Origin of the sequence: Streptomyces olivochromogenes, assembly GCF_021538895.1 — a bacterium.
Taxonomy (GTDB): Bacteria; Actinomycetota; Actinomycetes; order Streptomycetales; family Streptomycetaceae; genus Streptomyces; species Streptomyces olivochromogenes_A.
Genome location: NZ_JADDRL010000013.1, coordinates 34028 through 53421, shown reverse-complemented (window position 1 = coordinate 53421; position 19394 = coordinate 34028). Strand labels below are relative to the sequence as shown.

The window sequence follows — 19394 nt, the reverse complement described above, 5'->3', positions numbered from 1 at the left end:
CAGGTGTGCTCCGGTCCCTGCAAGGGGTGAGCGATTGCCATAGCGTGCTGGTGTCCGTTGTCCGACTGCGCTTCCCGGCTCCGGTCGCCGGCAAGGCGGCGAGTCAGTGTGCTCGCCGCCTGCGCCGTCGCCCGCATTACGCGGCGCGGTTCTGGAGCAGAAGTCGGGCCAGCCAGTCGGTGCGGGTTCGGCGGGCTGTTGCCGAGATGGGCGCCCGCGGGAACAGGGCGTCGAAGCCGTGGAAGCCGCCTGCCCAGACGTGGAGTTCGGCCTGGCCGCCGACCGCCCAGATGCGGGTGGCGTAGTCGGTGTCCTCGTCGCGGAAGACTTCGGCGGAGCCGGTGTCGATGTAGGTGGTCGGCAGGCCCGAGAGGTCGGCGGCCAGTGCGGGTGAGACGTACGGGGGTATCTGCTCGTCGGTGAGGTCGCCGAGGACGGCGCGCCATCCGAACGCGTTCATCTCGCCGGTCCACACGCCGGGCGCGTCGGCGTACTGGCGGCTGGAGGTGCTGGTGTTGCGGTGGTCGAGCATGGGGCAGATCAGCATCTGTGCGGCAATCGCCGGGGTGCCGAGGTCGCGTGCCAGCAGGGTGAGGCCGGCGGCGAGTCCGCCGCCCGCGCTGGCGCCGGCGGCGATGATCCGGGCGGGGTCGATGCCCAGTTCGGCGGCGTGTTCGGCGGTCCAGAGGAGACCTTGGTAGCAGTCGTCGACGAGGGTGGTGCCGGTGGCCTCCGGTGCGAGCCGGTAGTCCACGGAGACGACGACCGCGCCGAACTCGTCGAGCCACTCCAGCGGGATGTCGATCTGCGAGAAGCGGTCTCCCATGACCATCCCCCCGCCGTGGATCCAGTAGATGCAGGGTGCGGCAGCGGCTGTGGTGGTGCGGTCGGTGCACGCGGGACTGAAGACCGAGAGGCGGAGCTGCGCACCGTCCTTGGTCGGAACGGTGAACTCGCGCCGGTCGACCTGCCGCTGTGCGAGTGGTGGCTCGACGGGCGTCGAGGGGAGTTGACGCAGGTGGGCGAGTACTTCCGGGGTGAGCTGGGACATGAGGGGCATGTCCGCCAGCAGTTCACGCAGTTGTGGGTCCAGGGCGGGGCGGGCCGTGGTCATGGTCGCGGTCCTTTCATGGGGTGCTGCTGGACGGTGGGGCGAGGACGGGGGTGTCGGCCGACGCCGAGGACGACAGAAGGGCGCGGATCGAATCGAGGTTCAGAAGGCGGCGTTGCCGCGGACCGGGACGTAGTCGGGGTCGGGGTCGGGAAGTGATTCCATTCAAGCGGCCTGACCTGCGAAAACGTTAGAATGATGCTCGCCCGTACTTGCACGATCCTCTCTGTCGTGGGAGCCCAGCCAGGGAAGGGTGCTGCAATGAACGGCATGTGCCTCGAAGAGCTCCGCACCCTGCTGGACCGGCATGCCCGGCCCGACTGGACCACCGCGATCGATGGCGTCCTCATCTCGAAGGTGGACCGCCCGGATCCGCCGGCGCCCTCCATGTCGGGCACGGTGCTGGCGGTCATCGCCCAGGGCGCCAAACGCCTCGCTCTGGGCGAGAGGGTCTACGAGTACGGGCCCGGCCAGTACCTGGTCGCCTCCGTCGACCTGCCCGTCACGGGGCAGTTCACCCAGGCCGATCCCGAGCAGCCGGCTCTCGGCTTCGGTCTCACCCTGGAACCGTCCGCCGTCGCCGAACTGCTGCTGCAGGCCGGTCCCGGCGACCTCCCCCGTGTCGGCGGAGGCGTTCCGTCGGGGATCGCCGTCAGCGACGCTTCGACCGCGCTGCTCGACGCGGTGGTCCGGCTGCTGCGTCTGCTCGACGAACCCCGCGACCGGGCCGTGCTCGCGCCGCTGGTCAAGCGCGAGATCCTGTGGCGCCTGATCACCGGCGAGCAGGGTGCGACGGTACGCGAGCTCGGCCTGGCCGACAGCGGCCTCAGCCACGTGTCCCGGGCCGTGCGGTGGATCCGCGAGCACTACGCGCAGTCCTTCCGCGTCGAGGACGTGGCACGCATGTCCGGCATGAGCGTCTCCGCCTTCTACCGCAACTTCCAGGCGGTGACCGCGATGAGCCCCATCCAGTTCCAGAAGCAGATCCGGCTGCAGGAGGCCCGGCTGCTGCTCGCCACCCACCCCGGCGACGTCACCGGGGTCGGCCAGCGCGTCGGCTATGACAATCCCTCGCAGTTCAGCCGGGAGTACCGCCGCCAGTTCGGCGCGCCGCCGAGCCGGGACGCTGCCCGCCTGCGCGGCGCCACCCCGGCCCCCGTGACGGTCTTGCCCTGAACAAGCCCGGAGCGCGTTGGAGGATCGTGCAAGAAGGAGCGAGGATAGTTCTACTATTTCAGCAGGTCAGGGCGATTTACTGGGATCACTGATTCCTCCACGGAGCAGGAAAATGTCTGTCCGTTCCGTGGATCCCACCACATCGCGAGGATCACTATGAAGACAGTTCTGATCACCGGTACGTCATCCGGATACGGGCGGGCGACAGCGCTTCACTTCCACGCGCAGGGGTGGAACGTCATCGCCACGATGCGCACCCCGCGTCCGGACGTCCTGCCCGCCTCGGACCGGCTGCGCGTCGTCGGACTCGACGTGACCGACCCGGAGAGCATCACCGCCGCAGTCGATGCGGCCGGCCCCGTCGACGCCCTGGTCAACAACGCGGGCGTGCCCTCGATCAGCGTGTTCGAGGGCACCCCCATGGCCCGGGTACGGGAGGTCTTCGACACCAACACCTTCGGCGTGATGGCGACGACCCAGGCGGTACTCCCCCAGTTCCGCGAGCGCGGCAGCGGCGTGGTGGTCAACGTGACCTCCAGCGTGGTGCTGGGACACATGCCGCTCTCGGCCGTGTACAAGGCGAGCAAGATGGCCGTCGAGGGCTTCACCGCGTCCCTCGCGCTCGAACTCGCTCCGTTCGGTGTGCGGGCCAAGACGGTCGAGCCGGGCGCCTGCCTGACGACGAACTTCGCGGCCAGGGCGACGAACGGCGCCTCGCTGGACGAGCTGGTCCCGGCGCCCTACGTGCCGTGGGCGAGCAGGGCCATGGACGACTTCATGGGCCAGGAGCTGTACACCAGGGAAAGCGACGTGGCCGAGGCGGTGTGGCGAGCCGTGCACGACACGACCGGCCAGCTGCGGTTCCCGGCCGGCGCCGACGCGGTCTGGCTCGCTCAGGCGAAGTGACCCATCAGCGGGCGAGATGACGCCGTACCGACGCCAACAGCCGGCCCCGCGTACATGCGCGGGGCCGACTCGCTGTCCGATGACGTCCGACAACCCTGATTCCACACCTGGGGCGATGCGGGCAGGCGCCGCTTGAATCGTCCTCGTCCCCGCCGGTGCCGGGGTGCCGTCCGTGAACTTGTCAGCCCGACATGGTCCGTGCGGGCTCGGCCGGGGCGCCCGCTGCCGCGATGAGTTCCGGGCGGGTCGCGAGTCTGTTCTGGTGACCGTCGTAGGACGGTGTAGGACGCTGACCGACACGAGACGCCACGGAGGACACCATGACGACCACGCCGCACGATCCGACCACCGCGCTGCCCGGCCGCCCGCCTGTCGTCGACCTGGCCACCTGGCAGGCGGCCCGTGACGAGCTTCTGGTCCGCGAGAAGGCGCACACCCGCGAGGGCGACGCCCTCGCCGCGGCCCGCCGCCGGCTGCCGATGGTGGAGTTCGACGGGACGGTCGAGGTCGTCGGGCCTGACGGCCCGGTCCCGTTCCTGGACCTGTTCCAGGGCCGCGACGAACTCGTGGTCTACAAGCACATGTGGCACGACGGCGCGCCGCACCAGGGGCAGTGCGAGGGCTGCACCACCACGGCCTGGCACCTGAAGGACGCGGTCTACCTCAACGCCCGGGGTGTCTCGTTCGCCTTCCTGACCACGGGCCGTTGGGACGAGGTGGCTTCCTACGTCGAGTTCATGGGCTACACCCAGCCCTGGTACTCGGTACGCGACGTGGACGCGCCGGTCGGCGGCCACATGGGTCACATCACCTGCTTCCTGCGCGACGGCGACCGCGCGTTCCTCACCTACTCCACGACAGGGCGTGGCAATGAGCGGGTCAACGGATCCCTCGGACTGCTCGACATGACGCCGTACGGCCGCGGCGAGGCGTGGGAGGACAGCCCCGAGGGCTGGCCCGAGGGGCGCAACGCGTGCTGGTCCTGGCGCTCGGACGCGGACGGGAACGCCACCTGGGGCCCGACCAGCCGCCCCGTACCGCAGTGGACCCGCCCCGGCGCGACCCCCGTGGAGACCCTCGGCCGGAGCGGCCACCACCACTGATTCGCCTTGTTGACGCAAGCGCTCCTCAAGAGAACGACTATTTGATTGACGCATCAAGGAGATAGAGTGTGAGGCATGCACCTTCCAGAGCAGGGCCTCCGCCCCTTGGACGCCACCGAAGAGGCGCTCGTGCGTGCGCTGGGCGAAGTCATGATGGCGCTGCCGCGCGCGGTCGACGCGGACATGATCCGTGACGGAGGGTTGCGGCTCTCCGAGTACACCCCCCTGATGTTCCTGTCAGAGGCGCCCGACCGTCAGATGCGGATGAGTGAACTCGCGGAGGCCTGCACCCTCACGCTCAGCGGGATGACCCGAGTCGTCATCCGCCTTGAGAAGGAGGGGTACGTCGAGCGCGTCCGGTGCACCGAGGATCTGCGCGGCTGGAACGCGGTCCTCACCGACAGCGGGCTCGCCCGCCTCCGCGAAGCCTGGCCCGCCCACCTGGCCAGCGTGCGGCGGCGCATGCTGGACGACCTCGCCGGTCATGACCTCACCCAACTCACCGCCGCGCTGCGGAACATCGCGAAGGCATGCTGAGGCCGAGGCGCACGTTACGGCGTGGAGTCCTTCGTCGGGCGCCCTCAGATCGGCTGCGTCCGCAGGACGGCCGTCTCGGCAGCCTGGTGCAGCAGTTCCTGGAGGTGACGGATGTCGGGTCGCCGGGACGTGCCGCTCGGGGTGACCGAGTAGACCGTGCGGGTCACCGGGTGAAGGAGACGGTGCAGGCTGATCGGCCCGGGCAGCGTGTCCGGGAGGGTCATCCGGGGAAGGAGGGCCGCTCCGGCGCCCGCGGCAACCAGCGACGCGAGCACGGAGAAGTCGCTGCTGCGGGAGCGGACGGTCGGCACGAAACCGGCCGCGCCGCAGGCGCGCTGGATCATCTCGTAGCAGGACGTCTCCGGTGCGGGCGTGAGCCAGACACTGTCGGAAAGGCGCGCCAGGTCCACGGATTCGCCCGGCTTCAACCCCATGCGCGAGGCGTGTTCGGGATGCAGCGCGAGCAGGACGGGCTCCTCAAGCAGCTTGGTCTGCTCACATCCACTCGGAAAGTCCCGCGGCAAGACCGTGTACCCGTGGACGACGGCCAGGTCGACGTCTCGCCGACGCAGGGCCTCCAAGGCGGCCTCGGGCTCCTGCTCGACGAATTCCAGCGTCAACGAGCCTGCGGTTTCCTCCTCCGCATCCAGCATCTGTTTCCACACCGGAGCGATCAGAGCGCGGGCCGCGGACGCGAAGGCGGTGACGCGTACGAGGCCGCGGCCACCCCCGCGAATGGCCTCCAGATCCGATTCCGCGGCTGCCAGGTTGCTCAGCACGATCTCGGCATGGGACACCAGCAACTCACCGACAGGGGTCAGATGCAGGGTGCGCCCGCGCCGCTCCACGACGGGCAGCCCCACCTCCCGTTCCAGCGCGGCCAGCTGCTGGGAAATGGCGGGTGCGGTCAGAAACAGCGCCTCCGCCGCGGCCGCGACGGTTCCGTGGGTGGCCAGGTACTGCAGTACTCGCAGTCGCCTCACATCAAGCATGAGCGTTCCTTACGCATTTCCCCTGGACGATTCAAGCATAGCCACGCTTCGACGATCAGCCGTGTCGATGGCCAGGTCACTCCCTCATCAAATACATAAGGACCCCTTCCTTGTCACGCAAGAACAAATAACTGGACCTTTGTCATCTTGCTGAGCATCGTGATTGTCATGAGCTCAGGCACCGGCACTCGCAACTTCCTCGCCCTGGCAGGGGTCGTCGTCCTCTGGGCCTCGGCCTTTCCGGCCATCCGTGTCGCGGACGAGGGCCTGGGCGTGGCCGCGTTGTCCTTCCTCCGGCTGGCCATCGCCGCCGTGGCCCTGACAGCGGTGGCGCCCTTCCTCGGCGTCCGGTGCCCGCGGCGCGGGGACCTGCCGTTGATCGCCCTCGCCGGGGCCACCGGCATGACCGCCTACCAGGTCCTGCTCAACTGGGGCGAGGTGCATGTGTCCGCCGGCACCGCCAGCATGCTCATCGCCATCGCCCCCGTCTTCAGCCTTCTGCTGGGCAGGGCGTTCCTGTCGGAAGCGCTGACGCGTCGCGTGATCATCGGCAGCGGTGTGGCCCTCGGAGGGTGCGTGGTCGTCGCGCTCGGAGGCGGCTCCACCGGATTCTCACCCGGCGCGCTCGTGGTCCTGGCAGCCGCTGTGGTGCAGGGCGTGTACCACAGCGTGTCCAAACCCCTCCTGCGCCATTACAGCGGCGTCGAGGTCGCGACGTACGCGATGGTGGCAGGGATGGTCTTCGCGCTGCCGCTGCTTCCAGCGACGCTGGAGGTGGTCGCCGGTGCCCCGTCGGAAGCGCTCGTCTCAGTGGCGTACCTCGGCCTGCTGCCCTCCGCCGTGGGATTCGTGATCTGGGGCTATGCCGTGGCGCGGCTGCCGCTCGCCGTCTCCACCGCCGCCCTGTACCTGGTGCCGCCGGTCGCACTCGTCGTCTCGTTCGTGTGGCTGTCCGAGGTTCCCCATCTGCTCGAAGTGACCGGCGGCGCGGTCATCATCAGCGGTGTACTGCTGATCAACCACGGCTCACGCGCGGCCACCCCCCGCGAGGACCGCTCGCAGGCCACGCCGCGGCCCCAGGAGCGTGTTGTCGAAGGCAGCAGCGTGCCCCGACGACTGCCTCACCCTTGAGGCCGCGGTGCTTGCCGCGCGGTCGGCAGGGCCCGGCCAGCCATCAGGCCCCGCCCGGCCGACCGGACGCGGGAGGAGTCGATCACCGCCCGTCCGGTACTTCCTCGGGCCGCGGGAAAGTCTCGACGGGTGCGAGCTCAACGGCGGGAATGAGAGTGATTCCACGGTGCCGGCCATGCCCCACGAAGGGTTCGTTCGCGCGCGGGCAGCGATCGTCCTCGGCGATGCGGCCACGGTGCCGGCCGGTGCCGGGGTCGGCAAGGGAACTCGCCGACCAGAAGTCGTCGGTCTGGCTGTCGGTGATGGAGGTAGTCATGGCTTCCCTTCCCAGGGTGGGTTGTTCACTGCTCATGCAGGGGAGTTCGGACGGGTCGTGAGGTCGTGTGAGGAATGCCGACGTCGGCGAGGCGCCCGGTCCGTCGGCCGTTCCGGGGCCAAGACATCGGCAGGGCAACGGCGTCGCATGTCGCGGCGACGGGTCAGTCCAGAACCACCGCGCTCGTGCGGTATGTGTTCGCGTCCTCGATGCAGCCACGCAGACGCATCACGTCGTGCGGGGGCAGCGCGGGGCTGACGACGCCGGCGAAGCGGCGGTCTCCCATCCGCTGGAGGCCGGCCTTGTCGTTCCGGACGGCCGTGGAGCGGCGGCAGGTCTCCCAGAGGTCGTTGGCGGCGAGCTGAACGACTTGTGAGTGCTGCTCACCGCGGGCCGCGACTTCGAAGACCCACCTCGGCCCGCGATGGCGGACGCGAGGAGGATGACGGACTCCCCGGGGACCAACAGCCAGATAAAGGCGCTGGTCTCGCCGGCCGTCGCGGCGAACACAACGGCGTAGGACCACCAGCCGGCCGCCTCGATGAAGCCATCGATGTGCACGGTCGTCAGCCCGTCTTCCGCAGCGATACGGAGGCGGTGGCCGGCCGTTGCCGCGTCACCCGGTCACCATGCGGGAACGGCACGACCCGGCCCTCCGGCTCCCAGGCATCCGCACCCCCGCGACCACGTGTCCTGGGCCGCTGGACGCGTCCAGCGGCGTACCACGCCACCAGAGGCACACCCGCGGCCCACACCGCGCCGTACACAGGGTCGTCGGCGGTCAGCACGGACGTCGCGACAGCGGACACGGCGACCACCAGCACGGCGATGCCCGCCCGCACGGCCGAGAGGGCGGCGGCCAAGGCCAGCGCCATCAGCAGGTACCAACCCGTGAGGGCTCCTGGCAGCGCGACGTAGTCATGAACGACAGACCCCTCGGGCGAGGGCAGCCCGCGCATGGCCGCGGATTTGGCGAAGACGAGGCCGGCCGTAACGGACAGCAGCAACGCGATGGCCGCGCGAGCGTAGGCCGCGGGCTGCCGGTGGGCCAGCCAGAGCAGGGTCGGTGCCATCAGGGCCAACGGGGCGATGCCGTGGATCTTTGAGAAGGCATGCGCCGTCTCCAGCAGGCCGAGGTGGTTGCGGTCGCCCGGGAAGAGCGCCACAAGGGCCGCGTGGAGGAGGGCGAGCGCCGCCGCTCCCGTGCCTGCGTGGCGCAACGTCCGCTTCATGGCGATCGACCACGTGCCTGAGGCGTGCATCGCGGACTTCACCGGTTCCGCCCGAGTTCAACGGCGGTGCGGTGGTTGCCGGTTCGGCTGTGGTCGGCGCACGGGGTCAGGCGCTGCCGTACTGGCGGCACCAGGAGTCGTCCGACGCCCGGGGCCGCCGACGTGAAGCCGGTGTCCGTCGCGGCAGCGGTGTCAGTTCCCATGGGGAACACCTCGATCGACATCGTAATTTAACGATCAACCATGTAGTTGATGACTGAACAATAGCTAATGCTTGACGCGTCAAGCAATTCCGGGTGGTCGTCTCGTGCAGGTGGTCCTGCGGACAGTGACCGGCGTCGCCACCTGGTCTCGGTGCGCTGACGGGCCTCGGCCCAACGGCATTGCCGCAGCCATGACGAGGCCTCAGCGAGGCGAGGCGAGGGGCATGCGACAGCACGGGGCGCGTCCGCCCGACCCACCGACCGTAAGCGGCTCCGCGCGGCTCCGGTAGAGGGTCGCGAGTAATGCGGGTACAACGGGTACCTATGGCTCGGGAAGAAGGGCCGTGGACATCGGCGACGTCGCGCTTTCCCGGTAGGGGTGGTCGATCGCGGTCTGGGACGATCGCGCGGTGAGTGATGCAAGCAGATCTTCGACGAGGCGGAGATCCTCCCCACCGACCCCTTCCGGGCATCGGTCGCCTGAACTCCCGGCCTCCTGTTGTCACTTGCAGTGGGACGATCCTGCTCATAGCTGATGTGGTCACGGCGTGGAAGCGTTCTGGACAGCCTCGTTCGCCGGGCTGAGCCCGCGGGCCTTCGGCCGCCTGCCGACAGCCAAGCGCAGGGTTGGTCGGTCAGGCTGCTTGGTCGCTGGGCCCCGAGGCGGCGGCCCTCGCGCTGATCACGGCCCGTCCGCGCGCCGATTCCGGGAAGCGGAGGAGCATCGCGCGCAGCTCCCCGGCGCTGACATTGGCGCCGAAAGGCTCGGTGCCCGGTTCGAGCCGTACTCCTTCGGCGAGGGGACCTGCCATGACGGGGTCGAAGCCGAACGCGTTGACGAGGCGCGCGACGGTGGCGAGGTCGTCCGGGTCGTCACCGGCGATCGCGATCGCCTTGCGTCCCGATGCCCCCGCGGGCTCGGCGCCGTCCTCAAGATCGTGGTAGCCCATGTGGTTGAACGCCTTGACCACCCGCGCCCCGGACAGATACGCCTGCACGATCTCGCTCGAAGAGGTGAGTGGGTCGGTCAGGTCATCGCGGATGCCGTCGACCTCCCACCAGTAGTTCATGGCGTCGATGACGAGCTTGCCCCGTAGCGCCTCGGCCGGAATCGTGCGGTACTTGCCGAGCGGGAGCGCCAGGACGACGACATCGGCCTCCGCGGCCTCCGCTGCGGTCACCGGGACGGCGCCGGGCGTGAGGACGTCGATGGTGAGTGCGATCTTGGCGGGCTCGCCCGATCCGGCGATGACCACGCGATTGCCGGCCGCCAGGGCCAGACGCGCCAGCACGGTGCCGACCTTCCCCGCACCCAAGATGCCGACCGTGCGCACGGTAGCGGCGGCGGTGATGTCCATTTCTGCTCCGTTCATGGCGTCAGCCTGCGAGGATGTCGCGGACCATCGGGAGCACCTTGGTGCCGTACAGCTCGACAGCGCGCAGGCGGGCGCTGATCGACTGTGCCCCCGTGGTGTAGATGAGGTCGAAACGGCCGACGCCGAGCGCCTTGATGACGCGGGCCATCTTGCGGGCGACCGTCGCGGGCGAGCCGATGTAGAGCGAGCCGTGCTCGATCTCGGCCTCGTACTCGTCCTTACTGACCGGCGGCCAGCCCCGCAACGCGCCGATGCGGTCACGGATGACCTTGTAGTGCGGCCAGTGCAGTTCCCGGGCCTCCTCGTCCGTGGGGGCGATGAAGCCGGGCGAGTGCATTCCGACCGGGTGAGCGGTCGTGCCGAACTTGTCGGTGGCTCGCTGGTAGAGGTCGATGTAGGGCGCGAAGCGCTCCGGGCTGCCGCCGATGATGGCGATCATGAGAGGGAACCCGTAGTACGCGGTGCGGATGACCGACTGGGGTGAGCCGCCCACACCGACCCAGGTGCTCAGGTGCCCGGACTCGGTCTTGGGGAAGACGTCGGCGTCGTCGAGCGGCGCCCGCTTGGTGCCGCTCCAGGTGACGGGCTTCTCCTCCAGCAGCTTGGCGAAGAGCTCGATCTTCTCCTCGAACAGCACGTCGTAGTCGGCCAGGTCGTATCCGAAGAGCGGGAACGACTCGGTGAAGGAGCCGCGCCCGAGGATGACCTCGGCCCGGCCGTTCGAGAGCGCGTCCACCGTCGAGAACCGCTGGAACACGCGGACCGGATCGTCCGAGCTCAGCACGGTCACACCGGACGAGAGCCGGATGCGGCTGGTGCGCGTGGCAATGCCGGCGAGGACGGTCTCCGGACTGGAGATCGCGAACTCCGGGCGGTGGTGTTCGCCGAGGGCAAGGACGTCGACACCGATCTGCTCCGCGAGAACGGCCTCTTCGAGCACCTGCCGGATGGCCCGTGCGTCGGAGACCAGGTTGCCCGCGTCGTCCTGCGGGACATCGCCGAACGTGTCGAGACCGAAGACGAGATCAGACATGGGCCGGCTCCTTCGCGAGCAGTTCCCTCACCCGCGGGGCGACTTCGCGGCCCAGCAACTCGATCGTGCGGGCCCGGGCGTCGCGGGGGAGGTTCATGACGTCGTACTTGAGGTCGAAGCGAGTGAGGTGCAGATCGCGGGCCACCGTCGCGATCTTGCGCGCGACGGTCTCCGGGGAGCCGACGAACAGCGCGCCCTTGCCCACTTCGGACAGGTAGCGCTCGCGGGTCGGCTTGTAGAACCCGCGCTCCTCCGCGAGAGCGGCGACGACCGGTTGCCAGTACCGCCACCAGGTCTCGATCGCCTCCTCGTCGCTTTCGGCGATGAGCCCCAGCGAGTGCTGGGCGACGGGTTGCCTCGCGTGCCCGAACTGTTCGAGCGTCCGGTGGTAGAGCTCGACGTGGCCGGCGAAGCGCTCGGGGCGTCCACCGATGATGGCCAGCATGAGCGGCAGGCCGTAACGGGCGGCGCGGACCACGGAGTTCGGGCTGCCGCCCACGCCGATCCAGGTGGGTATGCCGCCGACCGGCATCCGGGGACGCAGCCGCCGCTCGACGAGCGGCGGCCGGAAGCGTCCCGACCAGGTCACCGTCTCCTCGCGCTGGAGGCGCATGAACAGGTCGAGCTTCTCCTCGAACAGTTCCTCGTAGTCGGCGAGGTCGTAGCCGAACAGCGGGAACGACTCAGTGGCCGATGCCCGCCCCAGTACGAGCTGGGCGCGGCCGTTCGAGGCGGCGTCCAGCGTGGAGAACTCGTGGTAGAGCCGCACGGGGTCGTTGGTGCTCAGCACGGTCACGGAGGTGCCGAGCCGGATGCGTTCCGTCGCGGTGGCGATCGCGGCGAGCAGGACGGGGGTGGCGCTGTCGTTGTGGCCCGCACGGTAGTGCTCGCCGACGCTGAACGTGTCGAGCCCCACGGCTTCGGCGAGCTTGGCTTCCTCGATCAACAGACGGACGGTCTCGGCATCGCTCAGCGTCCGGCCGCCGTCGGTGGCGACCTCTCCGAACGAGTTCAGCCCCAATTCGAACGTTGTGGCCGTCATGGACTCCTCCTCTGGCACCCGGGACGTCCGGTACCGCGCCCGCATTTTGATTGACGCGTCAAATAGTTACGCCAGGGAGATTGACGTGTCAACTAAGGGGGGTGGCTCCCTGTTACCGGGCAAACACGCCGCGCTCCTGGCGCTGTGCGCAGCGGGGGCGAGGGCGCGCCTCCGAACCCTCCGGACCGGGGGCCCGCATCGGTTGGCAGCTCAGCCGGCGGCTCGCGCAGCAGATCACGGTATGCGCGGAGCTAGCACTGGCGTGGCACGAGGTAGGCGTCACGGGCCGAGGGTCCGTCGAGGGACCGGGGAGGTAGATCTCACGGCCGGGGGTGCGGAAGCCTGCCGGACGAGGTCGTGGCACGGCATCCGGGCGGATCTCGGCGGGGTTTCGACCGCCGGAATCGGCGGCATCGACGGAATCGGCGGCCGCACAGCGCGCGAGGTGGATGGTCGTGGTTGCCGTATCAGATGCGGCACTCGTTGAGCGGTCGGTGCCGGACGGGTTGCGGGTGATCTTCCAGAGCGTGGCGCCGGAGCCGCCCGTGGAGGCGAGTACGAGGTGGCGGTGGCAGTGGCCGCTGGTGGCGGTGCGATGGCCGAGCTGTGCCGACAGCGATCACCTTCACGGCCGCGTGGGGCTGTGCCTGCCGGTAGCTGCCACCGAGGGGGCACCTGACGGGACCGACATCTGCGCAGCTGGCTGTGCACGCGACAGATCGTTCCGAGCATCGCCGGGCACGGCTTGGAGAACTCGGGCAGCCTGGGCCGACAGCGCTGGGTAGTCGATCGCACCGTGTCCTGGCTGAACGGCTGCCGCCGACTGCACCGCCGCTACGAGCGCTTCCTCGCCTCCGTCGTTATCGCCGCCGTTATCGCCGTCGCTATCTCCATCGCCATCAGCCTCATCTGAGATCGCCGGTGCACCATCCTTGTTGGACGCGGGCCTGCCGACGGGTCAGGACCTGGTCTACGGCGGAGCCGATCGCCTCGATGCCGACAGGGTGCGGCGGGGATAACCTCTGGCCATGCCGAGCTTCGAGATCACACCGATAGGCACGGTCCGGAACAACCGGACGGACGTCCAGCACACCGACAACTGGGGTGCCGTCCGCAGCACGATCACCATCGACGAGCGCTTCGGCGAGGCCTGCCTCCAGGGTCTGGAGGGCTTCTCCCACGTGGAGGTGCTCTTCATCTTCGACCAGTTTCCGGAACGCGACGACTACCGCGAACCCCGCCCCTACCGCGGCCGCTCCGACCTCCCGCCCGTTGGCGTCTTCGCCGGCCGCGGCCCCCGTAGGCCGAACCGCATCGGGGTAACGTCCTGCGCCATCGAGTCCGTCCACGGCCGCGAACTGACGGTGATGGGCCTCGACGCCGTCTCGGGGACCCCGGTCATCGACCTGAAGCCGACGATGGAGGAGTTCCGCCCGGTGAACATCAAGCAGCCCGAATGGGTCAGCCGCCTGATGTCGGAGTACTTCCAGCCGTAAGACGTGGCGACAAAGGTGATCGCTGCACAGCACAGCGCGGTCATCACACCGCCGCCGACCGCCGCCTTGTACCCGCACCGGCGGCTCCGGCGCCACGTCCTGGAAGATCTCCCGCAGCCGGCGTCCCGCCTGCCGTACGCGTGGACCGGGACCACGCGCAGGCCTTCCACGCCAGTGAACTGCCCACCCTGGACGAGGAGTTCATCGACCATCGGCAGATCTTCCCTCAGACGCCCGCAACACAGGTCCGTCAACAGGAACACTGGGTCCGAGCCCGGCCGGGCTCTTTCTCAACTCACGGAGTACTCATGGCCTTTTCTGCCACAAGACGCGTCGCCTCTCTGGGACTGGCAACCGCGGTCCTATCCTTGTTGCCCGTCGGGCACTCGAATGCCGCCACCTACCCGACGAGTGAGTACGCGGTCCCCTTCGGCCAGACCTACACCAAGGGGACCCTGACCTGGTACAACAGGTCGGTTCAGCTCACCGGGGAGCAAAAGTCGGTCAGTACATCAAGCTGCCGCCTGACCTATGTCGCGGCCTACCGATCCGACGGTGGCCCCAACACCACCCGGCTGAGCGAACGTACTACCAAGCCCGTGTGCGGCAAGTCGATTGCCATCTCCGTGGCCGTCCCCGCAGACGTCGTCGGCGGGGCGGACTTCCTGTACATCTGCCTGGACGACCTGCGCAACCACTTGAACTGCCTGACCTTCAACAGGCCGTAATCGGGCGCCCCTGGGCTGCACAGCTCTTGGTGCGCAGGGTCCGGCACGGTCTCCGTGAAGGCCCCCAGAGCCCGCGAAGGCGGTCCTTGGTGTTCCTACCGAAAGCCAAGAGCCGTGCCGAGTTCGCCGCCGACAAGCTTCAGCAGCTCACCGACCTCGGGTTGGAGTGGGCAGCGTGGCCAAACGCCATGGGGCGGGCCGCCGGATAGTCGGTTGCCCGCCCTGCGCGATGTGTGGCTGCTGGTCAATCAGGCGCCGGTCCTCCCGGTCCCGGGGCTACCATGGGCGACCGGAGGGCGGGCCCTTGTCGATCTCCGCTCGGGCGAAGATTCATGCCTCAGGGAGCCGGTCGAGGAAACCGAGGACGGAGGTGATCCGGCCGTCTTCGGCAAGGGTGACCACGTCCGAGCCGGCGACCGGCGCAGAGCCATCGGCGGTGGACACGAGCTCCCAGCTGAAACGGGCGATGAGATGGTTGCCCTCGACGTCACCAGCCAGCTTGAACTCGAAGCCGGGGAACTGCTCGTGCGCGGCCGCGATGACCGAGGCGATCTGCTCGTGGCCACGCACGTCGGCCAACGGGTCGGTGTAGGTACCGTCCTCGGACCACGCCGCGGCAACCGCCTTGGCGAGCGCGTCGGCGCTGGTGGCGTTCCACGCCTCGAAGTAACGGGCAACAGCAGCAGCGTAGATCGACATGACGGACTCTCCATCCAGTGAAGTGGCCTGCTATTCAGGTCAGTTGGCGCGGGTGCGAGTCGGAGTGCGCCGGCCCGAAACCCGATGACCTCACCATGCCGCGCCCTGCCCAGCCACGCGATTACCGCCCAGGTAATGAGAGCCTTGCCGACAAGACGGCCCACCAACTCCGGATATGGTGAGGCGCCGAGGACTGCGGCGCGGCCCAGTGTTCACTTCTGCCGTGCCGAAGCCAGGGCCGCGGTCTGCTGACTCGGCCGCCGGCCCGGAGGGCTCCGCCGCCGTGCCTCGGCTGCCCCAGCCCGTCGACTGGGGCGCGCCAGCCGTGGCGGCACAGCCCGGGGGACGACACGTCGATGCCGGAGCTGTCCCGCCACGCCGTGCTCCTGCCTGGTCTGGCCGATGGTGGAGCGGCCACAGCGTGATGCGTGGCGGCACCCAACGGTCCGTCCCGCGGCGCCTGCCCCCACGGCCCGCGCTTCCCGCAGCGGACATTCCAACCGTAGATGCGAGTCTTCAATGCCCAGCCCGCACGGATCAGGCTCGGGGCTCTGAGGTCAGCCGCGACCAGACCGGCACGTCGGAACATGTGCGCCTCACGCCGTTACCGATTCCTGACTACCCGCCAGGTAGTCTCGGCGGAGGCGAGTGAAGGCGGTGGGACTGGGGCGGCATGGGAGGAACTCCTTGATCTGCTGCGCGCATGCGCGTGGGCTTGCGGCGCCTGTGTCGCACTCCAGGTCGTAGTCACCGTGGCTGTGAACCAGGTCGTACTGGTGCGCCGCGAGCCCCGGCGGGCGGTCGCCGCGGGCCAGCTCGCGGCGGGCCAGCTCGTCCAGCGGGCAGTGCACGCCCACGAACAGCACATTCTCGGGCTGCAGCACCGTCAGGCAATCGAGCAACCGCCACGGTTCGCTCAGCACGTGGTCGACCACCACGTCGTTGCCGGCCTCGGCCATGGCCGCGATCGAGCGGTGGAAGCCCATCCTGGTCCGCCGCAGTGCGGCGTCGAGTTCGTCCGCTTCCAGCACCCGCTTGGTGCGCATCGCGTTGAAGCCGTCGACCGCCAAGTGAAAGAAGACGCCATCGTCCAGGATGTCCAGCAGCTCCCGGGCGATGCTCGACTTCCCTGAGCTGGAGGTGCCGTTGAGGAAGATGATCCGGCCAGATGACATGGCGTCATGATCACATGTCGTCGGCACCGCGTTCGGATCTCCACTGGATCCCGACGGCCCGGGAGACTCGCAGGGCCAAGTATGGAGTGTGATCGAGCTCAGGAGAGCCTCTGGATGCATGATCGGCCAAGAGGAGTGGGAGCAAGCGCTGAAGCGCCTCAGTGCTGGTGAAGACGCCGGCTGGCCGCGTTCAACCCGAGGGCTGGAGCTGTACTTTCACCCACACGAAGACGGCTAGCTCTCCATCTCGGTACACGATCCAGACAGGTTGACGGTGGCCTTGGGACTCGAAGCACCGCCTGAGTGGATTGCTGAGCATGAGGTAAGCCTTCAGCGTCAACGTGACGCCTGCGACGAGTCCTGAAGACGGACAAGACATGGGCGCGTGCCGCTGGTGTCGGCGGAGTCTCAACTATCCAATCAAGTGCGGTTGCGATCCCGGAACCCCACCAGTTTGGAAGATCGCACGTGCGGACGGGCGCATACCTGGAGGACCGCTGACCTGCACGCTCTCCGGGCGCGGGCCGACGTCCGCCTGTTCTCCGCCACTTGCCCCCCTCATCGGGCACGCCGGGGGCACGGTCACTCGTAGTGGCTGGTCCGCGAACTGGCGGTCGGAGCGGGCGCCGCGGTGGTCTTCCCCGTCTACGACAGGGCCCCGAGGCGAAGTACCCGACTCAGATCGAGCAGAACTACGCGGTCGGAAAGTGGATCCTCCAAAACGGCGGGGAACAGAACCTCGATGCCTCTCGGATAGCGATCTGCGGCGATTCGGTGGGCGGCAACATGTCGGCGGTCTTCGCGCTGATGGCCAAGGAACGCGGAGATGTGCGACTGTCCGCCCAGGTACTCCTGTACCCCGTCACCGACGCCGGCTTCGACACCCCGTCCTACCAGCAGTTCGCCGACGGCTACTACCTCACTCGCGACGGGATGAAGTGGTTCTGGGACGCCTACACCTCGGACCCCAAGCAGCGCACCGAAATCTATGCCTCGCCGCTGCGCGCCGGCATCGAGCAACTCCGTGGTCTTCCCACCACTTTGGTCATCACCGACGAGGCCGACGTACTGCGTGACGAGGGCGAGGCCTACGCGGCCAAGCTCCGCGAGGCAGGAGTGGACGTCACCGCGGTCCGAGTCCTGGGAATGGTCCACGACTTCCTGATGCTCGACAGCCTCCGCGACTCCAAGGCGACAACAGTCGCCCGCACACTCGCCATCGAGGCACTGCAACGCGCACTGCACCCCTGAATCCGGCGTGGGGGCGAGATCGCGGGTGCGGGCAACGGTCTGGTCGGCGTGCTGCGGGCTGTCGGATGAGGGCCTCCTGAGGCCGGCGGTAGAGATCGCAATCCCCACCGGATCCAGAGGACCCTCACCCATGCCAGAGCACAGTGAGAGCACAGTGCTGTCACCAACGTGCCCCAGCAGCAGGCCTAGAGGGAATCGAGGCCGAGTTCGTGGTTCTTGATCGCCTCGCGGACGGCGCTGACGAAACCGTTCCAGAAGTGGTCGGCGTCGGGGCTGCCGGTGCTCGGCACGCCGGCCGTCGTCCTGCGCTTGGCCGCGCCGGAGAAGTCACCGAACATCGCCGCGCGCAGCGCCGTGGACAGCTCCATCTGGGCGCCGCCGCCGGTGCGGGTGCGGTTGACGATGTTGGCCGGGTCGTCGCCGTTGATGGGGTCGTCGGCACCCGCGAGGACCACGGTCACGTTCCATTCGGCCTTGCTCGCGGGGGAGGTCAGATCGTACTTCCTGAAGGCCGCCAGCAGGTTGCGCTTGAGCCGCTCGTCCCGACCGCCGATGATGATCTTCTTCACGGACGTGTCGTCGAAGCCGTGCAGGGAGACGGCGTACAGGTTGTTGCCGCAGGCGGCGAGGGCGGCCGGGTCGTCGCAGTGGGTGGAAGTGACGTGCTGCGCGGCTGAGTTGGCCAGAGCCTCGAAGATCCAGTAGTCCCGCTGCGGCTCTCCCGGCACCGCCGCGGTCGCCGGGTCGGTGTTGGATTCGAAGGGCGTGTAACCGGCGACGGCCATGCACAGTTCACTCGTACCCGCCTCGATCCCACCACCGTGCGGCGCGATCACCGCCGTGCTGTTGACGGGGCTGCTCGTGCTGCGGGCATTGTCCGTGACCTGCACCGGCGCGCCGATGCGGAAACGGCGCACCCAGTCGGTGCCCTCCTTGGCGGCGGTACGGGTGTACAGCTCGGTGTTGGACCCGTACTGGTCTGCTGCCGCGGCCGGCGTGGCGCCGCTGCCCATCACGGCATTGAGGGTGGGCAGGCTGGCGGCAACGGCGGCGACCGAGGCCAGGACGGTGCGTCTGCTGGTGTTGTTCATGGGACGATCTTGCATCACGGCCTCAAGACTCCTGCCGACAGGACCCGTTGAACATGACTACCCTGGGCGCCATTTGGCCACTGTGCGGGCCGGAGAGCGCGAAAACGCGCGGCACTTGCGCCGATCAGGGCGGCGTACGCAGTGACATGCTGATCCCGCCCGACGCACGGGCATGACAGCGACCGGGGAGGAATGCGTTGATCGTCTGGGTGAACGGTGCGTTCGGCAGCGGCAAGAGCACGCTCGTGGACGAGTTGCGTCCGCGCTGGCCCGAGGCGCTGGCCTATGACCCGGAGTTGGTCGGCTATGTGCTGCGGGAGATCGTGGAGGTGCCGACCGGCGACTTCCAGGACCTTCGCCTGTGGCGTCGCCAGGTCGCCGACCTGGCGGTGGCACTGATCGAGGAGTACGACCGCCCGGTCCTGGTCCCCTGACCCTGGTCAACCCCAGGTATGTCGGTGAGATCTTCGGCGCGTTGAAGGACACGGGCATCGACGTGCACCACTTCTTCCTCAAGGTCTCCCGAGAGGTCCTGGAAGAGCGGATCGACGGCCGAAGCTTCACGCCTGACGACCCCGAGCAGGACGAGCGTGTCAGGCGCTGGTGCAAGGACAGGATCGAAGCGTGCGTGGCCGCGGCCGATGCCCTGCCCGGCGACACGGTGTTCCTGGACGGCGAGTTGCCCCCACGGGAGCTTGCCGACCGCATGCTGGCCCGGGTCGGGGCCCGCGCCTGATCGTGGTGGTGGCCTGCCATCAGCCGCCGCTCGGCCGGGACTTGGCGTGTGCCGGCCGGC

At 68.7% G+C, this 19394-nt stretch carries 21 protein-coding genes and 2 pseudogenes; 11 read left to right on the top strand and 12 right to left on the bottom strand.

Annotation, left to right across the window (positions count from 1 at the left end; all coding sequences use genetic code 11):
* Positions 1-136: 136 nt before the first annotated feature.
* Positions 137-1114 carry an alpha/beta hydrolase gene (locus IPZ69_RS08830; RefSeq protein ID WP_235453456.1) on the bottom strand — a complete coding sequence of 326 codons (978 nt, stop codon included), beginning with the start codon at positions 1112-1114 and terminating at the stop codon, positions 137-139.
* Positions 1115-1381: 267 nt separating this feature from the next.
* On the opposite strand from IPZ69_RS08830, the gene IPZ69_RS08825 reads away from it, so the two are divergent.
* The 4 genes from IPZ69_RS08825 to IPZ69_RS08810 all read left to right on the top strand — a co-directional run bounded on the left by IPZ69_RS08825 (position 1382) and on the right by IPZ69_RS08810 (position 4833).
* Positions 1382-2287, top strand: coding sequence for an AraC family transcriptional regulator (locus IPZ69_RS08825; RefSeq protein ID WP_235453513.1), 906 nt, complete (start codon positions 1382-1384; stop codon positions 2285-2287).
* A 156-nt stretch (positions 2288-2443) separates the two neighbouring features.
* Positions 2444-3193 (top strand): SDR family oxidoreductase, encoded by a 750-nt coding sequence (locus IPZ69_RS08820; RefSeq protein WP_235453455.1) that lies wholly within the window; start codon positions 2444-2446, stop codon positions 3191-3193.
* A gap of 320 nt (positions 3194-3513) precedes the next feature.
* Positions 3514-4296: a DUF899 family protein gene (locus IPZ69_RS08815; RefSeq protein ID WP_235453454.1), complete on the top strand. Its 783-nt coding sequence runs from the start codon at positions 3514-3516 to the stop codon at positions 4294-4296.
* Between the two features lie 75 nt (positions 4297-4371).
* On the top strand, positions 4372-4833 hold the full coding sequence (locus IPZ69_RS08810) for a MarR family winged helix-turn-helix transcriptional regulator (RefSeq protein ID WP_235453453.1): 462 nt from the start codon (positions 4372-4374) through the stop codon (positions 4831-4833).
* 44 nt (positions 4834-4877) lie between these two features.
* Here IPZ69_RS08810 and IPZ69_RS08805 read toward each other — a convergent pair whose 3' ends face one another.
* Positions 4878-5825 carry a LysR family transcriptional regulator gene (locus IPZ69_RS08805; protein ID WP_235453452.1) on the bottom strand — a complete coding sequence of 316 codons (948 nt, stop codon included), beginning with the start codon at positions 5823-5825 and terminating at the stop codon, positions 4878-4880.
* A 168-nt stretch (positions 5826-5993) separates the two neighbouring features.
* On the opposite strand from IPZ69_RS08805, the gene IPZ69_RS08800 reads away from it, so the two are divergent.
* Positions 5994-6956: a DMT family transporter gene (locus tag IPZ69_RS08800; RefSeq protein ID WP_235453451.1), complete on the top strand. Its 963-nt coding sequence runs from the start codon at positions 5994-5996 to the stop codon at positions 6954-6956.
* A gap of 82 nt (positions 6957-7038) precedes the next feature.
* Here the strand turns inward: IPZ69_RS08800 and IPZ69_RS08795 are convergent, their stop codons facing one another.
* The 7 genes from IPZ69_RS08795 to IPZ69_RS08770 all read right to left on the bottom strand — a co-directional run bounded on the left by IPZ69_RS08795 (position 7039) and on the right by IPZ69_RS08770 (position 12158).
* Complete coding sequence (locus tag IPZ69_RS08795; RefSeq protein ID WP_235453450.1) at positions 7039-7272, bottom strand: hypothetical protein; 234 nt, start codon at positions 7270-7272, stop codon at positions 7039-7041.
* Positions 7273-7435: 163 nt separating this feature from the next.
* A complete protein-coding gene (locus IPZ69_RS46905) occupies positions 7436-7558 on the bottom strand; it encodes a hypothetical protein (RefSeq protein WP_268834385.1) in 123 nt (40 codons plus the stop codon).
* Positions 7559-7838: 280 nt separating this feature from the next.
* Positions 7839-8534, bottom strand: a complete 696-nt coding sequence (locus IPZ69_RS08790) for a hypothetical protein (protein ID WP_235453449.1) — start codon at positions 8532-8534, stop codon at positions 7839-7841.
* Positions 8535-8542: 8 nt separating this feature from the next.
* On the bottom strand, positions 8543-8707 hold the full coding sequence (locus IPZ69_RS08785; RefSeq protein ID WP_235453448.1) for a hypothetical protein: 165 nt from the start codon (positions 8705-8707) through the stop codon (positions 8543-8545).
* A gap of 635 nt (positions 8708-9342) precedes the next feature.
* Complete coding sequence (locus tag IPZ69_RS08780) at positions 9343-10080, bottom strand: NADPH-dependent F420 reductase (protein ID WP_235453447.1); 738 nt, start codon at positions 10078-10080, stop codon at positions 9343-9345.
* A gap of 4 nt (positions 10081-10084) precedes the next feature.
* The gene (locus IPZ69_RS08775; RefSeq protein WP_235453446.1) at positions 10085-11116 is read right to left on the bottom strand and encodes an LLM class flavin-dependent oxidoreductase; all 1032 of its coding nucleotides are present in this window, start codon (positions 11114-11116) and stop codon (positions 10085-10087) included.
* Positions 11109-12158: an LLM class flavin-dependent oxidoreductase gene (locus tag IPZ69_RS08770; protein WP_235453445.1), complete on the bottom strand. Its 1050-nt coding sequence runs from the start codon at positions 12156-12158 to the stop codon at positions 11109-11111. Before IPZ69_RS08770 ends, IPZ69_RS08775 begins: the two co-directional genes overlap by 8 nt.
* Positions 12159-12843: 685 nt before the next feature.
* Between IPZ69_RS08770 and IPZ69_RS46900 the strand changes: the two are divergent.
* From IPZ69_RS46900 to IPZ69_RS08755, 3 genes and pseudogenes are all read left to right on the top strand, one after another.
* Positions 12844-13071 (top strand): annotated as a pseudogene (locus IPZ69_RS46900) (IS5/IS1182 family transposase); the annotation flags it as partial.
* A gap of 115 nt (positions 13072-13186) precedes the next feature.
* Positions 13187-13654, top strand: coding sequence for an SAM-dependent methyltransferase (locus tag IPZ69_RS08760; RefSeq protein ID WP_235453444.1), 468 nt, complete (start codon positions 13187-13189; stop codon positions 13652-13654).
* A 368-nt stretch (positions 13655-14022) separates the two neighbouring features.
* The gene (locus tag IPZ69_RS08755; RefSeq protein ID WP_235453443.1) at positions 14023-14382 is read left to right on the top strand and encodes a hypothetical protein; all 360 of its coding nucleotides are present in this window, start codon (positions 14023-14025) and stop codon (positions 14380-14382) included.
* Between the two features lie 330 nt (positions 14383-14712).
* Here the strand turns inward: IPZ69_RS08755 and IPZ69_RS08750 are convergent, their stop codons facing one another.
* Together IPZ69_RS08750 and IPZ69_RS08745 are read right to left on the bottom strand one after the other, a co-directional pair.
* Positions 14713-15081, bottom strand: a complete 369-nt coding sequence (locus IPZ69_RS08750; RefSeq protein ID WP_235453442.1) for a nuclear transport factor 2 family protein — start codon at positions 15079-15081, stop codon at positions 14713-14715.
* A 596-nt stretch (positions 15082-15677) separates the two neighbouring features.
* Complete coding sequence (locus IPZ69_RS08745) at positions 15678-16256, bottom strand: chloramphenicol phosphotransferase CPT family protein (protein ID WP_235453441.1); 579 nt, start codon at positions 16254-16256, stop codon at positions 15678-15680.
* A 595-nt stretch (positions 16257-16851) separates the two neighbouring features.
* Here IPZ69_RS08745 and IPZ69_RS08740 point away from each other — a divergent pair.
* Positions 16852-17507, top strand: a pseudogene (locus IPZ69_RS08740) (alpha/beta hydrolase); the annotation flags it as partial.
* Positions 17508-17692: 185 nt separating this feature from the next.
* On the opposite strand, the gene IPZ69_RS08735 reads toward IPZ69_RS08740, so the two are convergent.
* Entirely contained in the window at positions 17693-18598 is a 906-nt protein-coding gene (locus IPZ69_RS08735; RefSeq protein WP_235453440.1) for a poly-gamma-glutamate hydrolase family protein, read from the bottom strand.
* 197 nt (positions 18599-18795) lie between these two features.
* Between IPZ69_RS08735 and IPZ69_RS47710 the strand changes: the two genes are divergently transcribed.
* Entirely contained in the window at positions 18796-19032 is a 237-nt protein-coding gene (locus IPZ69_RS47710) for a hypothetical protein (RefSeq protein ID WP_374293030.1), read from the top strand.
* Between the two features lie 41 nt (positions 19033-19073).
* Complete coding sequence (locus IPZ69_RS47705) at positions 19074-19334, top strand: hypothetical protein (RefSeq protein ID WP_374293028.1); 261 nt, start codon at positions 19074-19076, stop codon at positions 19332-19334.
* The last annotated feature ends 60 nt before the right edge of the window (positions 19335-19394 follow it).